16 protein-coding genes and 3 pseudogenes are annotated in these 18840 nt (G+C 68.0%); 9 read left to right on the forward strand and 10 right to left on the reverse strand.

Features of this window, described 5'->3' with window-relative positions; translation table 11 throughout:
• Positions 1-773 precede the first annotated feature (773 nt).
• The gene (locus OG251_RS43400) at positions 774-1748 is read left to right on the forward strand and encodes a helix-turn-helix domain-containing protein (protein ID WP_326681571.1); all 975 of its coding nucleotides are present in this window, start codon (positions 774-776) and stop codon (positions 1746-1748) included.
• A gap of 499 nt (positions 1749-2247) precedes the next feature.
• Here OG251_RS43400 and OG251_RS43405 read toward each other — a convergent pair whose 3' ends face one another.
• Positions 2248-2625 carry a hypothetical protein gene (locus OG251_RS43405; protein WP_326681572.1) on the reverse strand — a complete coding sequence of 126 codons (378 nt, stop codon included), beginning with the start codon at positions 2623-2625 and terminating at the stop codon, positions 2248-2250.
• A gap of 866 nt (positions 2626-3491) precedes the next feature.
• On the opposite strand from OG251_RS43405, the gene OG251_RS43410 reads away from it, so the two are divergent.
• Positions 3492-3788 carry a hypothetical protein gene (locus OG251_RS43410; protein ID WP_326681573.1) on the forward strand — a complete coding sequence of 99 codons (297 nt, stop codon included), beginning with the start codon at positions 3492-3494 and terminating at the stop codon, positions 3786-3788.
• Positions 3789-3892: 104 nt separating this feature from the next.
• On the opposite strand, the gene mobF is transcribed toward OG251_RS43410, so the two are convergent.
• Positions 3893-5116 carry a MobF family relaxase gene (mobF, locus tag OG251_RS43415; protein WP_326681574.1) on the reverse strand — a complete coding sequence of 408 codons (1224 nt, stop codon included), beginning with the start codon at positions 5114-5116 and terminating at the stop codon, positions 3893-3895.
• 296 nt (positions 5117-5412) lie between these two features.
• On the opposite strand from mobF, the gene OG251_RS43420 reads away from it, so the two are divergent.
• On the forward strand, positions 5413-5571 hold the full coding sequence (locus tag OG251_RS43420) for a hypothetical protein (protein WP_326681575.1): 159 nt from the start codon (positions 5413-5415) through the stop codon (positions 5569-5571).
• Positions 5572-5622: 51 nt separating this feature from the next.
• Positions 5623-6431 (forward strand): IS5 family transposase gene (locus OG251_RS43425; protein ID WP_442818483.1). Its coding sequence is split into 2 segments (ribosomal slippage): positions 5623-5962 and positions 5962-6431, totalling 810 coding nucleotides; the frame shifts between segments, so codons are not numbered across the junction.
• A gap of 135 nt (positions 6432-6566) precedes the next feature.
• Here the strand turns inward: OG251_RS43425 and OG251_RS43430 are convergent.
• The 5 genes and pseudogenes from OG251_RS43430 to OG251_RS43450 form a co-directional block, all read right to left on the reverse strand.
• The gene (locus OG251_RS43430) at positions 6567-6779 is read right to left on the reverse strand and encodes a DUF5958 family protein (protein ID WP_326682823.1); all 213 of its coding nucleotides are present in this window, start codon (positions 6777-6779) and stop codon (positions 6567-6569) included.
• 171 nt (positions 6780-6950) lie between these two features.
• The gene (locus OG251_RS43435) at positions 6951-7766 is read right to left on the reverse strand and encodes a hypothetical protein (protein ID WP_326682824.1); all 816 of its coding nucleotides are present in this window, start codon (positions 7764-7766) and stop codon (positions 6951-6953) included.
• On the reverse strand, positions 7759-8853 hold the full coding sequence (locus OG251_RS43440; protein WP_326682825.1) for a hypothetical protein: 1095 nt from the start codon (positions 8851-8853) through the stop codon (positions 7759-7761). The genes OG251_RS43435 and OG251_RS43440 overlap by 8 nt, the downstream gene beginning before the upstream one ends.
• Positions 8854-8986: 133 nt before the next feature.
• A complete protein-coding gene (locus OG251_RS43445) occupies positions 8987-9346 on the reverse strand; it encodes a DUF7878 domain-containing protein (RefSeq protein ID WP_326682826.1) in 360 nt (119 codons plus the stop codon).
• Between the two features lie 377 nt (positions 9347-9723).
• Positions 9724-10326, reverse strand: a pseudogene (locus OG251_RS43450) (DUF5753 domain-containing protein); the annotation flags it as partial.
• A gap of 69 nt (positions 10327-10395) precedes the next feature.
• Here OG251_RS43450 and OG251_RS43455 point away from each other — a divergent pair.
• Positions 10396-11605: pseudogene (locus tag OG251_RS43455) on the forward strand (IS3 family transposase).
• 474 nt (positions 11606-12079) lie between these two features.
• The gene (locus tag OG251_RS43460) at positions 12080-13543 is read left to right on the forward strand and encodes a VCBS repeat-containing protein (protein ID WP_326682827.1); all 1464 of its coding nucleotides are present in this window, start codon (positions 12080-12082) and stop codon (positions 13541-13543) included.
• Between the two features lie 301 nt (positions 13544-13844).
• Here OG251_RS43460 and OG251_RS43465 read toward each other — a convergent pair whose 3' ends face one another.
• Positions 13845-14252: an ATP-dependent DNA ligase gene (locus OG251_RS43465; RefSeq protein ID WP_326682828.1), complete on the reverse strand. Its 408-nt coding sequence runs from the start codon at positions 14250-14252 to the stop codon at positions 13845-13847.
• A 368-nt stretch (positions 14253-14620) separates the two neighbouring features.
• Between OG251_RS43465 and OG251_RS43470 the strand changes: the two genes are divergently transcribed.
• On the forward strand, positions 14621-15475 hold the full coding sequence (locus OG251_RS43470) for a class I SAM-dependent methyltransferase (RefSeq protein ID WP_326682829.1): 855 nt from the start codon (positions 14621-14623) through the stop codon (positions 15473-15475).
• 161 nt (positions 15476-15636) lie between these two features.
• Positions 15637-16509 (forward strand): annotated as a pseudogene (locus tag OG251_RS43475) (IS5 family transposase).
• A gap of 53 nt (positions 16510-16562) precedes the next feature.
• Here the strand turns inward: OG251_RS43475 and OG251_RS43480 are convergent.
• Together OG251_RS43480 and OG251_RS43485 are read right to left on the reverse strand one after the other, a co-directional pair.
• The gene (locus tag OG251_RS43480) at positions 16563-16871 is read right to left on the reverse strand and encodes a hypothetical protein (protein ID WP_326682830.1); all 309 of its coding nucleotides are present in this window, start codon (positions 16869-16871) and stop codon (positions 16563-16565) included.
• Between the two features lie 109 nt (positions 16872-16980).
• A complete protein-coding gene (locus OG251_RS43485) occupies positions 16981-17769 on the reverse strand; it encodes a class I SAM-dependent methyltransferase (protein ID WP_326682831.1) in 789 nt (262 codons plus the stop codon).
• A 229-nt stretch (positions 17770-17998) separates the two neighbouring features.
• Between OG251_RS43485 and OG251_RS43490 the strand changes: the two genes are divergently transcribed.
• Complete coding sequence (locus OG251_RS43490; RefSeq protein WP_326683025.1) at positions 17999-18427, forward strand: VOC family protein; 429 nt, start codon at positions 17999-18001, stop codon at positions 18425-18427.
• Positions 18428-18840 lie beyond the last annotated feature (413 nt).

Consider the following 18840-nt stretch of genomic DNA (forward strand, 5'->3'; position numbering starts at 1 on the left):
CCGAGCTGGCGGGCCGACGGGTGCGCCCACCACGGCCTGGCGGTGCGCGTCATGGCGCGCGCGGCGCGTTCCGGACGGCGCGCGGGGTGCTGCGATGGAAGGCCGGATCGAGCAAAGTCCCCGTACCAAACGCCCCCTTGACTTCAGTCCCCTCGAAATCCCATATGCACAGTATGCACGTCCTATGTGTGCGGCGGATCATGCGAACTGGGCACGAGGTCCGGGTCCGGTGGGCGCGCTTCGGTGGGGCAGCCAAGCGATGCGCACAGGCTCGGGCAGACGGTGCGCTGGGTGCGCGCACCAGGGCCGACCGGTGCGCGCATCATCACCTCCATGCGCGCACCGCGGTGCGGTGGACGGCGAGTACGGCGCACCACGATGCGCAAGCGACCTGCCACTCAACTCGACCGGCACAATCCAGCCCACCGCCCACACCCTGTAGAGGCGGTCCACCCCAACTCAGCATGTAGAAAGCCGTCTTGTTCTCACCAGTCCCCTGTTGAGCACCGTGGCAGGCACGGACATGATGGTGGCAGGACACGTCATTTTTTGAGGGGGGACAGCCCAGTGGACGAACGGCACCGCAGGACGTGGGCCGAGCCGAATGACATATGTCGTCCCGCTCTCTTCCGCATGGCCCATTCGCCTGCCGCTTGTGCGACGCGGGCTTCGGTCTCCCCTAGCCAATGTCCACCGAGTCCGAGCGACCGCAGGCGTAGACGCCCCGTGTTCCAGAGGATCACGCCAGCCGCGTTGCCGGGTGGTGCCGTTCTGTGAGCATGACTTTGGACACCTCGCCCATGCTGGCGGGGGACCGGGAGGAGGCGGTCCGGCACGCTGTCTGGGAATCCGTCGTGCGGATCGACATTGACCACCATCCTTCACCGGAGGAAATCTCGGTCAAGGTCAAGCTGAACACGGTCGGTTCCATCGGCATCTGCTCGGGGCAGGCGACCGGCCTGACGATACGGCGGACACAACGGCTGGCGCGGGAGGACACTGAGCCGTTCGTCTTTCTGGGCCTCCAGATGACCGGCACCAGCCTGGCAGCGCAGAACGACAACCAAGCTGTGCTGAAGCCGGGAGAGTTTGTCCTCTACGAGACATCCCGCCCCTACACGCTCGCCTTCGATACCGGTGTCGACCACCACTTCCTACGCTTCCCCCGCGCCGCGCTCGAGCTGCCCGAGCGATCGCTGCGGGAGATGACCGCGGTCACCTTCGCCCCCGACAATCCCGTTGCCGCCCTCGCCTTCGCGTACTTCTCCCGGCTGGCCGTAACGGACGGGCTGCATCACGAACGGCACGCCCAGGCGGTCAGGGAGCCCAGCATCGAACTCCTCCGCGCAGCCGTCGTCTCCCAGCTGGGCGAATCGCCCCTGGCCCAGGAGTCACTGGAGGCAACGCTCAACCTTCGGATCATGCGATACATGCGGGAACACCTGTGTGATCGTGAGTTATCGGCCGCACAAATCGCCTCGGCGCACAACATCTCAGTCCGGCGCCTGTACACGCTGCTGGCCCGGTCGGGCATCACCCTCGGCGACTGGATCCGCTCCCACCGCCTGGAGGCGTGCCGCCGCGAACTGGCCACCCCCAATGCCCGATACCGGACGATCGCTGCGATCGGGCACAGCTGGGGCTTCATTGACGCCGCCCACTTCAGCAAAGTATTCAAACAGACATACGGCCTCTCCCCCCGTGCCTGGCGCGACCTCAACCACACCGCCCCGCCACCCTGCGCGTAGAGCCGGTCGACCAGCACGGTGACCATCGCTCTGCGCGCCGAACAGAGGCTCATCGGTCTCGCGCAATGCGGTCTGCTTGTCTGCTCCAGCGGTGGCTTCTCCAAGCCAGGGTTGTCGTGCACCAGCGAGCCAGGCTGCCCAGGCAGCGGTGCCCTGGTGGCCTTGTCGGAACACCTCGTCGGCGTGGTCGCGGGCGGGCGAGTTGCTGACAGGGTCTGGTTCGGGGCGGTTACGGCAAGCGGAGGATCGGTGTTGGCCGTGTGCGCGGGACGACCTGCACGGGCGCGGGTAGGCCTGCACGCTGCCGGCCCGCCGCGGACGACATGAATCTGCGCATACCGTGATCCCATCACGGGCGAAAGGATCGCAGGTCCTGTGCCGGGTGCGGTTGGATGTGTCGGCTGACAAGATGCGCCCTCCCCGCAGGCTGGGTGGGGACGCAACCTGGGGGCGGACAGTGGATCGCCACCGCCCGCCCCCAGAAGAGCATCAAATGCGGTCAGCAGCTGCGCCACTCCATCGCCGCGTATCCGTAGAAGGCGTAACCGGATGGCGTGTTGACCCCGAAGGAGATCCTGCGCCCCTTGGGTCCAACCGACGGACCGTTGACCTCCTTGCCGGTCGCGCTGTCCCAGAACCGGACGAAGGGGCACCGTCCGTCTGCGCGCCGGTCCTCCACCCAACCTGACGCCGAGTTTCCGCAGATCCACCCATCTGCGGCACCTTCATTGCTCACCAGATCGAAATGGGTACAGTCCTGGGCGCCCATCGGTGCCAGTCTTGCGACCGTGGACGGTGCGGAGGCCATGGCGGGAGTTGCCATGAGACCGGTGAGCAACATCATGCCCCCGGCGATGCTGACGACAGTCTTGCGCATATATGAGCTCCTTCGAAGAGGTCGAACGGGTAGCGCGGCCTCAATCGTTCACCCTGTCTGCACTGTCTGTCGTTGGCTCCCAGCGCAGGAACCTTGTCCCTGCGTGCAGGATTTACCTCTGTCTGTGCTCGCCCCGCCACGAGATATCGAGATGGAAAAGCCACCGCTGCCGCTCCACCGCGCTCGCTGCCGCCGGCGGAGATCTGCTGGCTCAACAGGCGCTGGGGAGGTCCATCTCGCTCCTGCAAGATCAAGACGGCTCTTTACGAGATGCCACGTGCCCTCGATCACGCCGGTCGCGATCGGCCAGCCCAGGGCGAGGGCGAGATCGTAGACGAGATAGGGCTGCTGGGCCTCGAGGTAGCCCGCAGCTCGGGTGGCCGCAGTCGTGGTTGCCCAAGGAGAGCGACTCGAATGCGCGTCGCGGCCCGGTCTGAAGAGCCAGAGCCGCTGACGCGTCATCCGGAGCCGCGAAGAACTCGATGATGATGCTCACCCCGGCATCATGCCGGACCGCCCACAACCGAGATCGGCCGGACGGGTCGCCGTCTTCCTGGCACTGGCCCCGTACGTCATCTCAACCGGCCTTCCTCCCGTGCCGGATGCCAACGCCCCCGATTCTCAGTCCGGCTCGCCGGGCCTCGCGAGTGAAGTCGCCGATCGGCCAGCCGCTGGCTGATTGGTGTCCTCGTCAGCGGTTGGGGCCCGCCCCCTGCCCCGATCCGGCTGGTTGGTGTGCTGTTGCTGACGGGCGGGGTCGGTCGCGTCCTTGTCAGGCTGCTTGGGCTGCTGTCCGTCTGCGACGTCGCGGCTGCGGGCTTCGGACGCCTTCGTGAGGGCGGCCAGCCAGCGAGGTTCTTCGGGGTGTGCAGCCACGTCGCGGGATCGGTCGTACGGCCCTCCAGGTGCTCCTCGGGCATCGCAGCCTGCTGATGAGCGTGAACGGCGGCGGCCCGCTGCGCCGGGGTGAGGGCGGCGTCCCGGTCCGGGTGGTCGACGGCGTGCGGCGCCGCCTGGTCGTCGTGGTGGTGGTCGTCGGCGTACGCGGTGGCCGACGTGTGCGCGGCCGGCCCTTCGTCCCGCGCGCCGGAGAGAATCCGGGCGTCGTGGATCGCGTTCTGCAGGACAAGGCTGGCGACCCGGGCCCGCTCGTACCGGGATGACTCCCGCGGCGGCTTCCCGCCGATCCCGGCGACCCACCAGCGGTGCGGCCAGGCGAAGTCCGCGGTGTAAGTGAGCTGGTCCGGGGCGGGAGCCGGGCGGCCCTTCAGGGGCGCGGTGAGCTGACGGGAGTGCCGGGACAGGGCCGCATCCGCGATGTAGTCGTCCAGGCCGCGCGCGAAGCCACGGCCGCGCAGGGTCTCCAGCAGATGCCGTCGCGCTTCGGCCAGGACGTGGCGGTGGTAGAAGACTCCGCGCACGTAAAGACGACCGCGGCGACGTCGACCGTGGCGAGTGCGGTGTCCACCCAGGGCCCCACCCGGGCCCGGATCGCCGCCCCGGCCGCCTGGCACCGCTGAAGGAGCCCGTCGACCATCCGCTGCCCGAACTTCAGGAGCGCGGAGACACGCCACCACGCGAGCAGCTGGTCCAGCGGGCGCGGGGTCTTCTTGTCCGAGCGGGTCTCCTGCGCCGCCCACCATGCCAGGCCGTGGCGGGCTCGCTCGCCGGGCAGCCGGCCGTGCTTCTTCACGTAGTCGTCGGTGATGCCCTCGAGGACGTCCTCGATCCGGCGGCGGCGGGTGGAGGACCAGTCGATGAGCTCCTGGTCGACGCCAGCTATCTCCATCACCGGGCGCAGGCCGGGCGTCACCTCCCTCGGCACAGTCGCCAGCCCGAGCTCCTCGCACACCTCGGTGGTCATCTGAAGGGTGTACAGCGTGTCGGCCGCGACCGTGCTCTCGTGCAGGGCCAGGGTGTGGATCGAGCCCCACTTCCCGTCCAGGCGCTGCCCCGTCACGGACAGCAGCAGATGATCATGGAGCAGCGGCATCCCGGAGCGTGCTTCGTAGTGGCGGAAGCGGGCGGCGACCAGACCGCCGGGCGGCCGGACCCGGGAGATGCCGTCCTTGCCGTACCGGATCACCGCGACCTCGTCCTCGATCCACTCCAGCACCCGTATGATCGCGTACTCGTGCGCGGCCTCGATCACCCGTCGGGTCTCCTCATCCCCCAGTGCCCACAGGAGGTAGATCGTCGGCTGCGGCCGGAACACGAAGTCGACACCTGTGACCGTCACCCGGCGTCCCAGAGCGCCGGCCTTGAATGCCTTCTTCGGGGAGGCGCCCTCGGCGAGCAGGTCGGCTTCGATGCGGTCCGCGTCGGGATGGCGGCCGCGCTCGCCGAACAAGTTCCGCAACTGGCTCTCCGTGACTTCCTCACCCGGTGCGAGTCCGAGCGCGGCCGGGCGGCGGCCGTCGCCGACGACGGTCTGGCGTAGGTAGTAGCGGTACATCTGACCGGCCCGAATGACCCTGATATCCACTGTCATGGAGACCACGTCACACGGCTCTGACCTGCAAGAAAAGGCCGATCAGTAGGACGTCCCGCCAGGGGGAGCAGCGGCCGAACTTTCTTTCCGAGTGCCCCTCGGGCGGGAAGCGGCCCCGGGCCGGACGCGAATGTCATCGCTCTCCGGCAGCCCTCACACCAAGGCCTGAACGACACCATCCAGCACCGCTGAGCACCATCCGGCACCACGGAACGAACACCCCAACAACGAGCCCCGCCTACACAGCCCCTGGCACCCGCCGGGGGCTTCGTCGTGCTGCCCCGAAGGAGTCCACCGTGCCCACCTTCGAGACCTGCCCCCGCTTCACCACCGACCTCCACCACCTCACCCCCGCCCAGCGCCGGCGCTTCCGCCGCGTAGTGCTGGACGCCTTCGTGCCGGACCTGCGCACCGGCCGCCAGTTCCGCCCCGGCTTACTGATCGTTTCAGAATGAGATCGGTGTGTTGGCTTGGCAGTTGGGTGTTGTGTCGGCAGGATCTGCCGGGTGTCTGCTGATCTAGTGCCCGATGACCTGTGGGAACGCGTAGCCCCGCTGCTGCCTCCTCGTCCGCCTCGGCGGCACCGGTATCCCGGGCGGCTGCCGGCCGATGACCGTGCTGCTCTGCGGGGCATCGTCTACGTGCTGCGCAAAAGTGTGAGCTGGCGGGACGTCCCTGCGGAGCAGGTGGGCTGCAGCGGGGTGACGGCCTGGCGGCGCCTGCGGGACTGGACCGAAGCCGGAGTCTGGCCCCGCCTCCACGAAGTCCTGCTGGCAGAACTGCGCAAAGAGGGCCTGCTGGAGATGGACGACGCCTCGATCGACGGCTCGCACGTCAGGGCCCTCAAAGGGGGGCTCACACCGGACCTTCGCCGGTCGACCGCGCACGCCCCGGCAGCAAGCACCACTTGATCGTCGACCGGCGCGGAACCCCGCTCGCCGTCTCGCTGACCAGCGGGAACCGCCACGACGTCACCCAACTCATGCCCCTGCTGGACGCCATACCGCACATCCGCGGCCTGCGCGGCCGGCCACGCCACCGACCCCGACGACTGTTCGCCGACCGCGGCTACGACTACGACAAGTACCGCCGTCGCGTCCGAGCTCGTGGGATCACACAGAAGATCGCCCGCCGCGGCACACCGCACGGCTCCGGCCTGGGCAGGACCCGCTGGGTCGTCGAGCGGACCTTCGCCTGGCTGCACCAGTTCAAACGCCTTCGGATCCGCTACGAGATACGCGCCGACCTCCATCTCGGACTGCTCCAACTCGCCTGCAGCATCATCTGCTTGAGACGACTCCGAACCGCATTCTGAAACGATCAGTAAGCAGTCGGAGCGTGGCGCGGGACGGGGTGAGCTGGGTCAGGAACTGGTGGAGGCCGACCGTCAAGGCCTCGGGAAGCGGGCTGCGACCGGCGAACCGGTTCTCAATATCCTCGGCTGTCAGCGCTACAGCTTCTCCACTGAGGGAGGCAGGTTGTGCCACGTGTGTCCGCAGGTGCCTCTGCGGTAGGTCTGTCTGCGGCGGGTGTCGGCGACGGAGAACACCGAGCGAAGGACAAGCAACGCCGTCGAAGCCGCCCGCCGGGACGTGGTCGGGCGCGCCCTGGCCGCGGTCGCCGAGGACGGCGGTGACCATAGGATCCGCGCTTCCGCAGGCACTGAATGCTGGGGGGATGGTGGAATCTGCCCGCGCCTCGCGCGAGCAACTGGCCGAAGGCGGTCGGCTGGTCGTTCCGCTGGAGATCGGCGGCTACGCTCGCTCGATCGCCCTGGTCTGCCGAAGGAACCGTCGTTTCGCGTGCCGTTCGAGGCGTCTGGTGACTGGTGCGGTCATTCGGCGAGGTTGGGAAGCACTTTCCACCGGAGCCAGGCCAGCATTTGGTCGAGCAGGTGCACTGCCCGTTGCCGAGCTGGGAGTTCGCATGGGGTGGTCCTCCAGTAGGAGGCGGTCAGCTCGTCGACCCGGGCGTGCACTGCCTCTTCCGAAGCGGTGCCGGTGAGCCGTGCGAAGCGGAGGAAGCCGGAGAGCGGTCGGCTGTCGTGCAGGTCCTCTGCCAATGCTCCCGTTCGTTCCAGCAAGGAGAGGGACATCGGCTCCTCAGGGAAGCTGGCACAGAGGGCGGCCAGAGCGAGGCGGACACCCAGGGACGCGGTATCCCAACGGGCCGCCAGCCCTGGAAGCGTCCGCCGGACGGCTGCGCGTGCCCGGGCAGCTGCGGCTGGATCATTCTGCGGGTGCTGCCGGGGCCAGCAGTCCGCCGTGAGGCGGTCGGTCTCGGCGGCGATGTGGAAGAGGAGCGTCGTCAGGCTGGCTCGCTCATCAGCCGGAACGCGCTCGTCGGAGGCGAGGGCGGCCACCATGGGCACCGCCTGCGCGGTGTACGCGTTGCTGATGCCCTGGTGGTGGATTTCGTTGTAGAAGTCGCTTGCGAACTCGCGGTCTGAGGCGAAGGGCCCGAACTCCGGCCCGAAGAGCAGAGCACTGTGCGGTGGCCGCTCGTCGGTAGGTATCCGATCGGTCACCACGGACCGGAAGATGCGCCGCAGACCGGGCTTGAAGCACTCGTCCCGGAAGCGGTCCGCTGCCGGCCCGCAGTTCGCCGCCGCAGCATCCCGCTCCTCCGGGGGCGGGAAGGCATCAGCCATCGAATCTGATCCAGGGGACGTCGAACTGCCCGAGAGGGCGCAGGGCGCTGCGGTGGAGGGCGCCGATGCTGACGGCGACTTCGCCGTTCTCCCCCGGGCCGTCCGAGAGTGCGACCACGATGCCGGGGCCGGCGAGGAAGGTCGTCGGATCGAGCGGTGCCATGAAGGGCCGCAGCGGGACTTCCCGCAGCACGGAGCGGAGCAGGGGGACGATGTCGTCGGCGGAGGCGACGGCCTGTGCCAGGTAAGGCGCGCTGAAGGTCGCCTCGTGCAGAACGAACTGGAGCAGGAACCTGCTCAGCGGCTCCTGCTCAGGCAGTGCCTCGTCGTCCCGGACGAGCAGGACGGTGTGCTCTCCGTTCTCCGTGTCCGGACGGCGGGGGCAGCACCACGACCAGCATCCCTGAACCTCGCAGGCGAACGAGAGGTGCTCCTCGCCCCGGCCGCACCGGTCGGGTTCCGGTTCGTGCACGTAGTTGTGCGAACCCAGGATTCCCGGCCGTTCTTCGGCCAGGCGGTAGAAAGCAGCCAGCGCGGCCGGCACGGCCTCCGCCGACGTGTTGATGCTCGGTTGTCGGGACCGGGCGAACCACGACTCGACGAACAGTGTCAACGCTTCCTGCGGACGCGCCGCCACGAGATCCACCCACGTCGGTGTGGGCAGTACCGGATCGGGAACGGAGGGCCGGACCATCTCCAGCATGCTGCTGGTCAGCGGCTCGACGAACTCGAACTCGTAACGGCCGGGCCTCCAGTGGCGGAACTCGGCTCGTCCGAGCAGCAAGCAACCGATACCGACCCTGATGGCGATGCTCACCGGCCGCTGCCGGAGTTCACCGAAGCTCCAGATGTCCCGGTAGCCGGTCAGCGCCTCGTCGATGTCTGCGGGTACCTCGCCGACCAGACGGAACTGGTCCCGACTCCTGACGCCGCTGGACGCCGGGTCGGCGTTGGCGTCGGCGATGATCTGGATCTCCGTGGCACCGACGATCAGCGAGACGCCGGTCAGGTCGAACCTCGTGGCATCAGGACCGAGCCGGTCCGACAGTGCACCCTCATCGACCCGGACCGGGCTCCTCGGCGGCATCCCGGGAGTGTACGTGGGAAACGATCACCGGCAGGGGAACGATCTTTGAACGCCTGCTTGCACCGCTGGTCTGACACGCTCGTGAACACCCCTACGTAGCCAGTAGTCCTGTCCCGATCGGGTGGAAGAGCCGTCAGACCGCGGGGACGAAGGACGGCTCGATACCCATCGCGGTGACGCCCCTACGTACCGTACGGATGAACTGCTTGATCACTGCCACGAGAGCATCCCAAGCAACGGGAGAGGTCCAGAAGTCGGGCGTGAAGTCGGAGCCAATCCGCCAGCCTCCGTCAGAACTCGCGATGCGAATCAGTCCCGCATCCGTTTGCATCGAGTCGAGCTCGAAACTCTGCTGGCCAGTGGCCGGGCCCTGGAGCCAGAGCACCAGTTGGCACGCAAGCTCGGCCACGGGGAACGACTTCTCGGACCACACCACCCTCCCCTGATCCCAGATGGACAGCTCTGCCTCGATATCAAGGAGAAGCACCTCCACGGGAGCCTCGTGCAGAGCGAGACCGCGCCGCGGCAGATCCGAGAGTCCAAAGTTCCGGCAGGCGAACCTCACCGCTCGGCCTCCATGAAATCCGAGGCCCACTACACGTCCAGGCCGCCACCCAAATATGGGCAACCGTACCAAGTCATGCCAGGCACCCCACTCGGCGCACCATTTACGGGACAGCGCTGGGTCTCGACGAAGCTCCGCTGGAGCCCGACCGCAGACGCCCCCGAGGTTGCGGCGCTGGCCGTGCTCGCAGAGTGGCGCGGGCAGCAGATCGTCGAGTATCAGCCCGCCTCCGGCGCCCTGCAGCCGAGGCGGTGGTCCGTGCCCTTTCCGCCACGGGCGGTAGGGGCACTTTCGTGCGTCTATGGTCAGGCGAGGACTTCGATGGCTTTCACCACAAGGGCTCTCGCTGCTGCTCCGTATACGGCCATACCGCGCAACTGCTCGAACGCCCGGACATACAGCTCGACTTCGGACGGCTGAGTGATGTTGACCTGAGCGGACAGCAGCTCGACAGAGACGAAGTTGTCGTCATACACGTGGAAGATCTCCTGCGGCCACAAGCCTTGATCACGGGACACCGACGACGGGATGATACCCAGCGACACGGACGGAAGCGCCCCTGCGCTCAGGAGGTAGCCAAGCTGTGCGGCCATCGCGTCCGCGTCTCCGACCCGGTAGGTGAGCGCGGCTTCCTCGATCAGAAAGACGAACCTGCGCCCCGGCTCGCGGATGACGCGGGACCGGTCGACCCTGGCGGCTCCCGCTTCCGCACCGTCATTGACCGGAATACCGCAGAACCTGCCGATCGAGGACAGCAGGGCGGCCGCGTATCCCTCGGCCTGCAACAAACCGTGGATCAGCGTCGGAGAGTACACACGGAACAGTTGGGTGGACCGATAGAAATCCACCCAGCTGTCCTGCAACTGCTTCAGCCCGGCTCGTACCTGGTGTCGCCACTCCTGGTACATGGGCCTTGACCCTGGGTTTTGGACACCGAAGAGACGTGGATCTTGATGGTCCAGGAGAACGGAGTCCCCGTGGGGATGAAGCAGTGCCCGGCCGAGTGCAAGGCGGGCGCGGTCGCGTTGTACCGGTCCAGGCCGGGAGCGACGATCAAGTCGGTGGCCGGTGATCTCGTAGTGAACACCGAGACGCTGCGGAACTGGATCCGGGCTGCTGACGGGCGTCGTTCCGGCGCCCACTCCTCGCCGCCGGCCGTCTTACCTGCCGGTGGTGACGCCGTCGAGGCGGAGCTGGCCGCTGCCCGGAAGAGGATCCGTGAGCTGGAAGAAGAGCGCGACATCCTCCGCAAGGCGGCCCGGTATTTCGCGACGGAGACGCGCTGGTGAACCGCTACCAGTTCGTTGAAGACCACCAGCGCCGACACGGCGTGAAGCGGCTCTGCGACATCCTCGGCCTGGCCCGCTCAAGCTTCTACTGCTGGCGCCGCTCCGCGGCCGCGAGAGCGGCCCGCCAGACCGTCGAAGCCCGGATCACCGCCCGGATACGCAAGGTTCACCAGGACTCCGACGGCACCTATGGAGCTCCCAGGATCACCGCCGAACTCCGCGACGAGGGCGGCCCGGTGGTCAACCACAAGCGCGTCGCGGGGATCATGCGGACCATCGGGCTGCAGGGAGTCCGTCTGCGCCGCCGGCACCGCACCACCGTCGCGGACCAGGCCGCGGCGAAGGCACCGGACCTGATCGGCCGCGACTTCACCGCGGCCGCGGTCAACAAGAAGTACGTCGGTAACATCACATATCTGCCGGTCAGCGGCGCGAAGCCGCTCTACCTCGCGACCGTCATCGACCTCTCTTCCCGTCGGCCGGCCGGGTGGGCGATCGCAGACCACGTGCGCACCGAACTCGTCATCGACGCCCTCACGGCCGCCGAGCGGACCTGCGGAAACTTGACCGGAGCGATCATCCACACGGAGCACGGATCTCAATACACGAGCAGGGCCTTCGCGGAAATCTGCAGGTCAGCCGGGGTCCGGCAGAGCATGGGCGCGATCGGCTCCAGCGCCGACAACGCCGCCGCGGATAGCTTCAACGCCGCCTTCAAAAGAGAGACGCTCAAAGGCGGAAAGCCTGGTCGAACGAGCGCCAGGCGCGGCTCGACGCCTTCCGCCGGCTGACCCGATACAACACCCGCCGCAGGCACTCCCGCCTCGGCCAACGGTCCCCGATCGCCTACGAGAACGCCCTCAAACCAAAAGCTACTACCCTGACCCAAGCCGCATAGACGTGTTCAAAATCCGGGGTCAAGGCCCCTCCCGATCCCGTCCCGGCGACGGCCATCGCGCCCGGCCGCCAGGGAGTCCAAGCGGCATCGCGCTCCTGGTGCTCGCCGCCGTCCCCATCCCGTAGACATGCCCGGTACTGAGGGTGGACGATCCGGCACGCGGGAGCGGGCCGGTCGTCCAGTCGTCGGTGCCGCTGCACGAGCCGGCCGTGGAGAGCGCGGGCAGCAGCGACCGCGCGGACGCATTCCGCGCGTGGAACCGGCCGAGCACACTCGGAAGGATCGACCGGCGGATCTCGGGGCGCGTACGGCGGGTGTGAGCCGCCCCTTTTTGATCACGTGTGTCCGGCGGGTACAACCCTTGGCCGGATCCGGCTGTCTGTACGGGAGCAGATCAACTGCATTCGAACGCGCAGTGACCATCGGGGGAACATGCCCGGGACGTTCCCGCGCACTCTCCCTCAGGAGTCCCGCGTGGCAGTCCGCACCCTCGGTACACGCCTGGTCCTCGCCATCACCGTGGCATCCGCCGTCGCCAGCCTGCCCCACGTCGCCCATGCGGCCGTGCCGTCCGGCCCCGTACAGGCGACGACCGCCCACGCCGGGCCGCAGGACGACTTCAACGGTGACGGGTACGGTGATCTGGCGTTCTCGGCGCCCGGGGCGACGGTCAACGGTTTCGCCGGTGCCGGATTCGCCGGAGTGGTCTACGGGTCGAGCAGTGGCCTGAAGACCGCCACCAAGCAGGTCCTCACCCAGGACTCGGCCGGCATCCCCGATGTCGCGGAGACCGGGGACAGGTTCAGCAGCACGCTCGTCTCCGCCGACCTCGACAAGGACGGATACACCGACCTGGTGGTCGGCTCGGCGGGTGAGGACGGTGTCGGCGTGGACGCCGGGACGCTGACCATCGTATGGGGTGGTGCGGCCGGGCTTTCAGGTGGCGCCACACTCCTGGTGGGCACCCCGTACAGCGAGGTCGGCAGCGAACTGACCGCGGGCGACTTCAACGGGGACGGGTCCAAGGACCTCGCCACGTTCGTGCACGACGACCTCCAGGTCCTGACGGGGCCGTTCACCCGCGCCGGAACCGCGGCCTCCGCCGCCCTGACGCCCTATGCCACCGACCGGTGGTTCGAGCTCAGGGCGGGCGATGTCAACGGCGACGGGCGAGACGATGTCGTGGGTGTCTCCCACCACGACAGCGAGGACGACCTGCGGATGGTATCCGTCGCTGCGGGCAGCCCCACCGGTCCGGGTCGCTTCAGCGTGGTGACCGGAGCCGACGGACACAGGCTGGAGGCCGGGGAGAAGCTCGCCGTCGGCAACGTGAACGGCGACGCGTACGCCGACATCGTCGTGGGCCGCCTCGAAGGCTACGACAGCGACGTCGACCACCCCCTCTCGCTCGGCGGCCTGATCACCTATGTGCCGGGCAGCGCCGCGGGCGCCCAGGGCACCAAGGCGAGGGTCTTCAACCAGGACTCCGCGGGCGTGCTCGGTGTCGCCGAGCGCGGCGACCTGTTCGGCCAGTCCCTCGCCATCGCCGACACCAACGGGGACGGCTACGGGGAGGTCGCGGTCGGGGTGCCGGGCGAGGCGCTCGGCACGGTCGCACGGGCGGGCGGGATCGTGATCCTGCCGGGCACGGCGGCCGGTCCGACGGGCACGGGTTCGACGGGCTTCAACCAGACCACCGAAGGCATCACCGGGACGGCGGAAGCGGGCGACCTGTTCGGCGGTGCGGCCGCGTTCGTGGACGGCGACAAGGACGGCCGCGCCGAACTGGCCGTGGGCGCACCCGGCGAGAACGCCGGTGAGGGTTCCCTCTGGGTCGTTCCGTCGATGAAGACCGGAACCGGTTCCTTCACGTTCGGCCACGGCACGCTGGGCACGGTGGCGGTCAAGGCGGCCCTGGGGTCGTCCTTCAGCCGCTGAGTCGCGCGACGCTGCCCCCGGCCTCCTGGGGCGGGTCCGGTGGCGGTGGCGGAAGCCACCGCCACCGCCGGTTCGGGCCGTACTCCGGAGACCTGCCCTGACCCGCGCACCCATACGGCACGGGCTACCCCGACCCTGTCCAGCACGGCCGCCGCAACGGCGGCTTCGGCGCCCAGCGCCTGGTCGCCACCGTGGTCGTAGTGATGCGGCGGGGCTGCCCGTCAACGATCCGTGCGGGGAGACCCGCTCCAGCGCTTCTCCCGGCGGCCTGCTCCGGACGGCCCGATCTGGCACTCATGAGTCAGGACTCTTCGACCAGACGTGGCCTCAAGGTGCCACGGGCAGACCGAGCAGCATGGCGGTCCCAGACCACGTAGGAGGCGGGGTACTGCGCGGCAGGGGTCCGGGCGCGGGACAGGGTGGAAGCGGCACGGGACTGGACCGCGCTGAAGTCAAGCTTCTCGTCTTTCCAGATGACGGCTTCGCCGTCCAGGACCGTCCCGGGGGCCAGGGCGTGCGTGCCGGCGGTCGCGAGGTCCGTCCAGTGGCTGGTGACGATCCGTCCGGACCTCGCGTACAGCACCACGGAGTCCTCTGTGCGGCGCAGCACCATCCGGTGGCCGTCGAACTTCGGCTCGTAGAACCAGCCCGGCCCGCGCGGCAGCACCGGCACCGCCCTGGCCAGCGCCACCCTGATCGGGAACTCCACATCCCGATCCTGCGATCCCGGACACACAAGGGCGTGGCGGGCGGTCCTGGCGGCCTACTCCTCGCCCGCCGACGCAATCCATCCTGGCTGCGGTCCGGGCAGCCGTCAGGCGATGTCCTCGTAATCGGGCAGGACACCCGTCGAGGCCGGGGACCCGCACCCAGATCTCCGCATCGGCCGGCACCACGTCGACGGCCGCGTTCGGCGCCCACCACTGGGAAGTCGCGGGCCGCTGACGTTCCACATCTCTTGAGTGCGTGCTTCCAGTCTGTTCAGGCTGCGGCATCGCGGGGTGCCCCGGAAGGTGTGCTGCCCCGCGTCTTCTACCATCGGTCACCACCGACCCGTCGAGTATCACCAAGGACTCTGTGAATCTCTCCGATCTTCGCGCCAAGGCCCCCTCGCTCGCAGCCGGAATGGCCGCCGCCGATCACAGCCCGGACAGCCAGCTGTCCCAGACTCGCCACCGCGCCGCGCTCGTGGCGGGCTGGCACATCGCGCCAGGCGCCAGCGTCCTCGAACTGGGCTGCGGACAGGGCGACATGACCGCCGTCCTGGCAGAGGCGGTTGGGCCCAAAGGGCGCGTGGTTGCCGTCGACGTGGCCGAGCCCTCCTACGGGGCGCCAGTGACGCTCGGGGAATCCGCAGCCCGGCTCGCGGCGGGCCCCCTCGGGCCGCGCATCGACTTCCTCTTCGGCACCGACGTGCTTGACCCATCAGTGGACTTCCCCGAAAGTGCCTTTGACCACGTGGTGCTCGCACATTGTTCCTGGTATTTCGCATCGCTTGGACAACTGCGAGACACACTGGCCCGGGTACGGCCGTGGGCGCGGCGGCTGTGGTTCACCGAGTGGGACTTGACGCCTGCGTCCGGCGACCAGTTGGCGCACCTGCTTGCTGTGCTGATCCAGGGGCAGATCGAGGCCGCAGGGGCGCATGGTCAGGGCAACGTCCGCACGCCTTTCTCCCGTGAAGCGCTGCTGCGGCTCCTGTCCGAGGCCGACTGGACGGCTGACGGCAGCGGGTCGGTCGATACCGCAGAGCTTCAGGACGGTGACTGGGAAATCGCTGCCTGCCTCGCCCTGGCCGGAACAGAGGAACGTCTGGCCGCACTGCCCGAGGCGGTACGACAGATCGTCCTGAGCCAGGTCGACGTTCTCCGGGCCATCGCCAAGCCGCGCGACAACCGCGCGCTCGCCGCGTATTCGGTCACCGCGCGCTGAGATACGCCCCATCGGCAAAATACCTCAGAACCCACTAACCGGGAACGGCTGGCTGACCTGTCTCGCAGGGTTCCGCCTCAGCGTGCCTTGGCGCGATGCCATTGGTGCCCGTCTAGGCCGTGTGTCGAAAGTGGATCTTGGACCGTGAATGATCACGGTTCATGGGTCGAGGAGATCTCACGGACGAGCAGTGGGCGATGCTGGAGCCGGTGCTGCCGATGGGCGAAGGCGGGTCGGCCACCTGTCTGGCCCCGGCGGCGTCTGATCGACGGCATACGGTTCCGGGTCCGGATCGGTGTTCCGTGGCGGGACGTGCCTGTCGAGTACGGGCCGTGGGGCCGAGTCTATGACCTGTTCCGCCGGTGGCAGCGGACCGGCACCTGGCACCAGATCCTCACCCGGCTGCAGTCTCTTGCCGACGCCAAGGGCGCGATCACATGGGACCTGAGCGTCGACTCCACGGTCTGCCGTGACCATCAGCGTGCGGCCGGAGCCCGCAAGCAGGGCGACCTGCAGAAGGAACCGCCGGGCGGTGTGTTCACCGAGCCCGGAGATCACGGGCTGGGACGCTCGCGCGGCGGGTTCACCACCAAGCTGCACCTGGCAGTCGAGCAGGGCCAAAAGCCATGTCGATCGTGATCACGGCAGGACAGCGTGGGGATTCACCACAGTTCGAGCCCGTCCTGGAGAAGGTCCGCGTGCCTCGCATTGGGCCGGGCCGGCCACGCGTCCGCCCCAACCGGGTGCGGGCCGATAAGGCGTACGTCTCCCGAAGGAACCGCGCCTACCTACGCCGCCGCGGGATCCGCTGCACCATCCCTGACAAGGCCGACCAGGTGCGCAACCGCCGAAGGCTCGGCTCCCTCGGCGGTCGGCCGCCGCGCTTCGACCCGGTCGACTACCACGAGCGCCATGCGGTCGAGTGCGGGATCAACCGCCTCAAGAGACGCCGGGCGGTCGCCACCCGATTCGACAAACTTTCCGTCCGCTTCGAAGCCACCGTCCTTGTCGCCGCGATCGGAGAATGGCTGTAACGAACGGAGCTGTCGATGCTGCCTGCTCGCGTCGGCCGTGCCCTCGCCGACGATCACAGCCAGCCGGCCCAACCGAAAGTCAAGACGTAAGCGCGCTTGACTGCGGCCCACCCTCGGCGACCGCCACCGACAACCGCGATAAGGGCGATGGTGAACCAGAACGCAACCGCTCCACCAACGATCAGAGCCCATACGGTGCCGCCAATGGCAGCGAACAAGACCACGATGAAGACTGCTGTGACTAGCCCGGCATGGGCACCGCCGATGCGCACGCGGAACATCTCACGCATGACGCGGCAGTCCTCTGCGAGAACCTTCTCGTAAGCGTTCAGCTCTCGCCCTGAACCGTCCTGCTTCCCCATACCCCGCTCCACGAGCTCCCCTTAACACCCTGGCCAAGCCGAGTCCGGCAATCCCATGGACGCTCCAGCCCGCCACCACGTTGCCTCTCAGCGACTTTCGACACACGGCCTAATCCGCTTGCAGTACGAAGAACAGGAAGCACAGGAAGCGCGGCTCGGCCGCGATGGCCTCGGGGAACAGCTCGCGGGCGGCGGGATCAGGCTCCGGCTCGCTGATGACCGTAATCCGGAAACCGGCCCCGGTGAAAGCCTCGATCATCGCGTGCAGCGGCCTGTTCCAGCGACTCACCAGGGTGGTCTGGCCGCCCATGCTCCACTCCACGGTCCACTTGGTGGTGTCGAAGTAGTCGCACTCGGCCTCGCGACCGGCCTCACGGTGAATGAGGTTGACGGCAAAGGGATGGTCGACAGACGCGATCAGCCGACCGCCGGGCCTGAGTACGCGTCGCAGCTCGGCCAGCGCCGGCCCCCAGTCCTCCAGGTAGTGCAGCACCAGCGACGCCACTACATCGTCGAACGTGTCATCAGGGTAGGGAAGCGGGCTGCCCAGCTCCGCCACCTGCAGATCCGCACCGTCGCCGAGCCGCTGCCGAGCCAGCCCCAGCATCCCGGCACTCGAGTCGAAACCACTCACCATGGCGCCACGGTCACGCAGCGCGGCAAACAAGGCCCCCGAGCCACAGCCCGCGTCGAGGATCCGCCGGCCAGCCACGTCTCCAGCGAGGGTCAGCATCGCGGGACGCTCGTAGTAGGCATTGACCAGGTTGGTTTCGTTCGCAGCCGTGTACGCCTCGGCGAAGCTGTTGTAGTCGTTGGTCTTCGACGGATCCACACTCACCGAGGACGGTGAAACCAACCTGGTGGAAAACATGTGCTCTTGGTGCTCGCCTGAGGTCATGGTGCAGGAGACGTGTGCTGCAGTAGATCGGTTCCTGGCCCGACCATCAATATGCGTGCCCACAGAGCCCGCCTGCAACTGCGGCTCGAATCAACGAATTTCGGGCACGTCCGGGCGCAGTCGACCCGCACGTGATCACGAAACCACACTGGAATACTAGGAGAGAAAAGGACCTATATCGGGGTTAGCGTCTTCGCCAAGTCGTGGTTCGCGCTCCAGGAGGCAGTAGATATCCGTCAAGCCGATTCCCCAGGGCTACACCACCGTGACGCCGTGGATCATCTCTCGCGACACGGTGCAGCTCATCGCCTACATGAAGAGGGCCTTCGACGCGGAAGAGCTCGCTTGTCTCACCAGTGAGAACGGAAGCGTCGCGCATGCGGAGGTACGAATCGGCGATTCGGTGGTGATGTTGTTCGACGCGCGGCCGGAGTGGCCGCCGACCCCCGGCTTCCTCCGCCTCTACGTCGAGGACGCCGACGCCGTGCACCGTCAGGCCGTTGCGGCTGGCGGCACCTCCGTCACCGAGGCCACCCATCTGTTCTCCTGCACAGGAGCGGCTGGCGCGCCCGCCTTCGCTGCGCTGGCAGACAGCTCTTGCTCTGTGGCAGCCGGTTCCTCCGGTGCTGGGACAGTCCGATCTGTTTTACGGCCGTGAAACAGATCGGACCCGTTCTGCCCAGTCCCGGCAGGCGGCTCGCCCGTCGGCTGTTCTGGAGCGGCTGACGCCTTGGCGGCCTTCTTGGCAGCTGATCGCTCGGCAGATGCGGCTGCCCGCCGCTTCTGCTCGTCCTTCCACCATGCCAGCCGTACCGCAGTCCCATGTGTTGTCCCGGGCCAGTTTGCCGAGCGATAGCGCAGCATCGAGCGGCAGGGTCTTCTTCTGCACCAAGTCCTGAGCCTCAGGGGCCGGGTGGGTGAGGAGGATGCGCTGAGTGACCCATCCGTCGACCCGCTCGAAGTGCTGCGCCACGACACGGCTGGTGTGAACTGCCAGCGAGCGCGGCTCCTGTCGAGCTTCCAGCTCTCCATGCTGAAGCATCGTCGCGGGAGCCGTGCCTTGGCGCTGTC

This window comes from Streptomyces sp. NBC_01237 (assembly GCF_035917275.1).
In the GTDB taxonomy this organism is placed as follows: Bacteria; Actinomycetota; Actinomycetes; order Streptomycetales; family Streptomycetaceae; genus Streptomyces.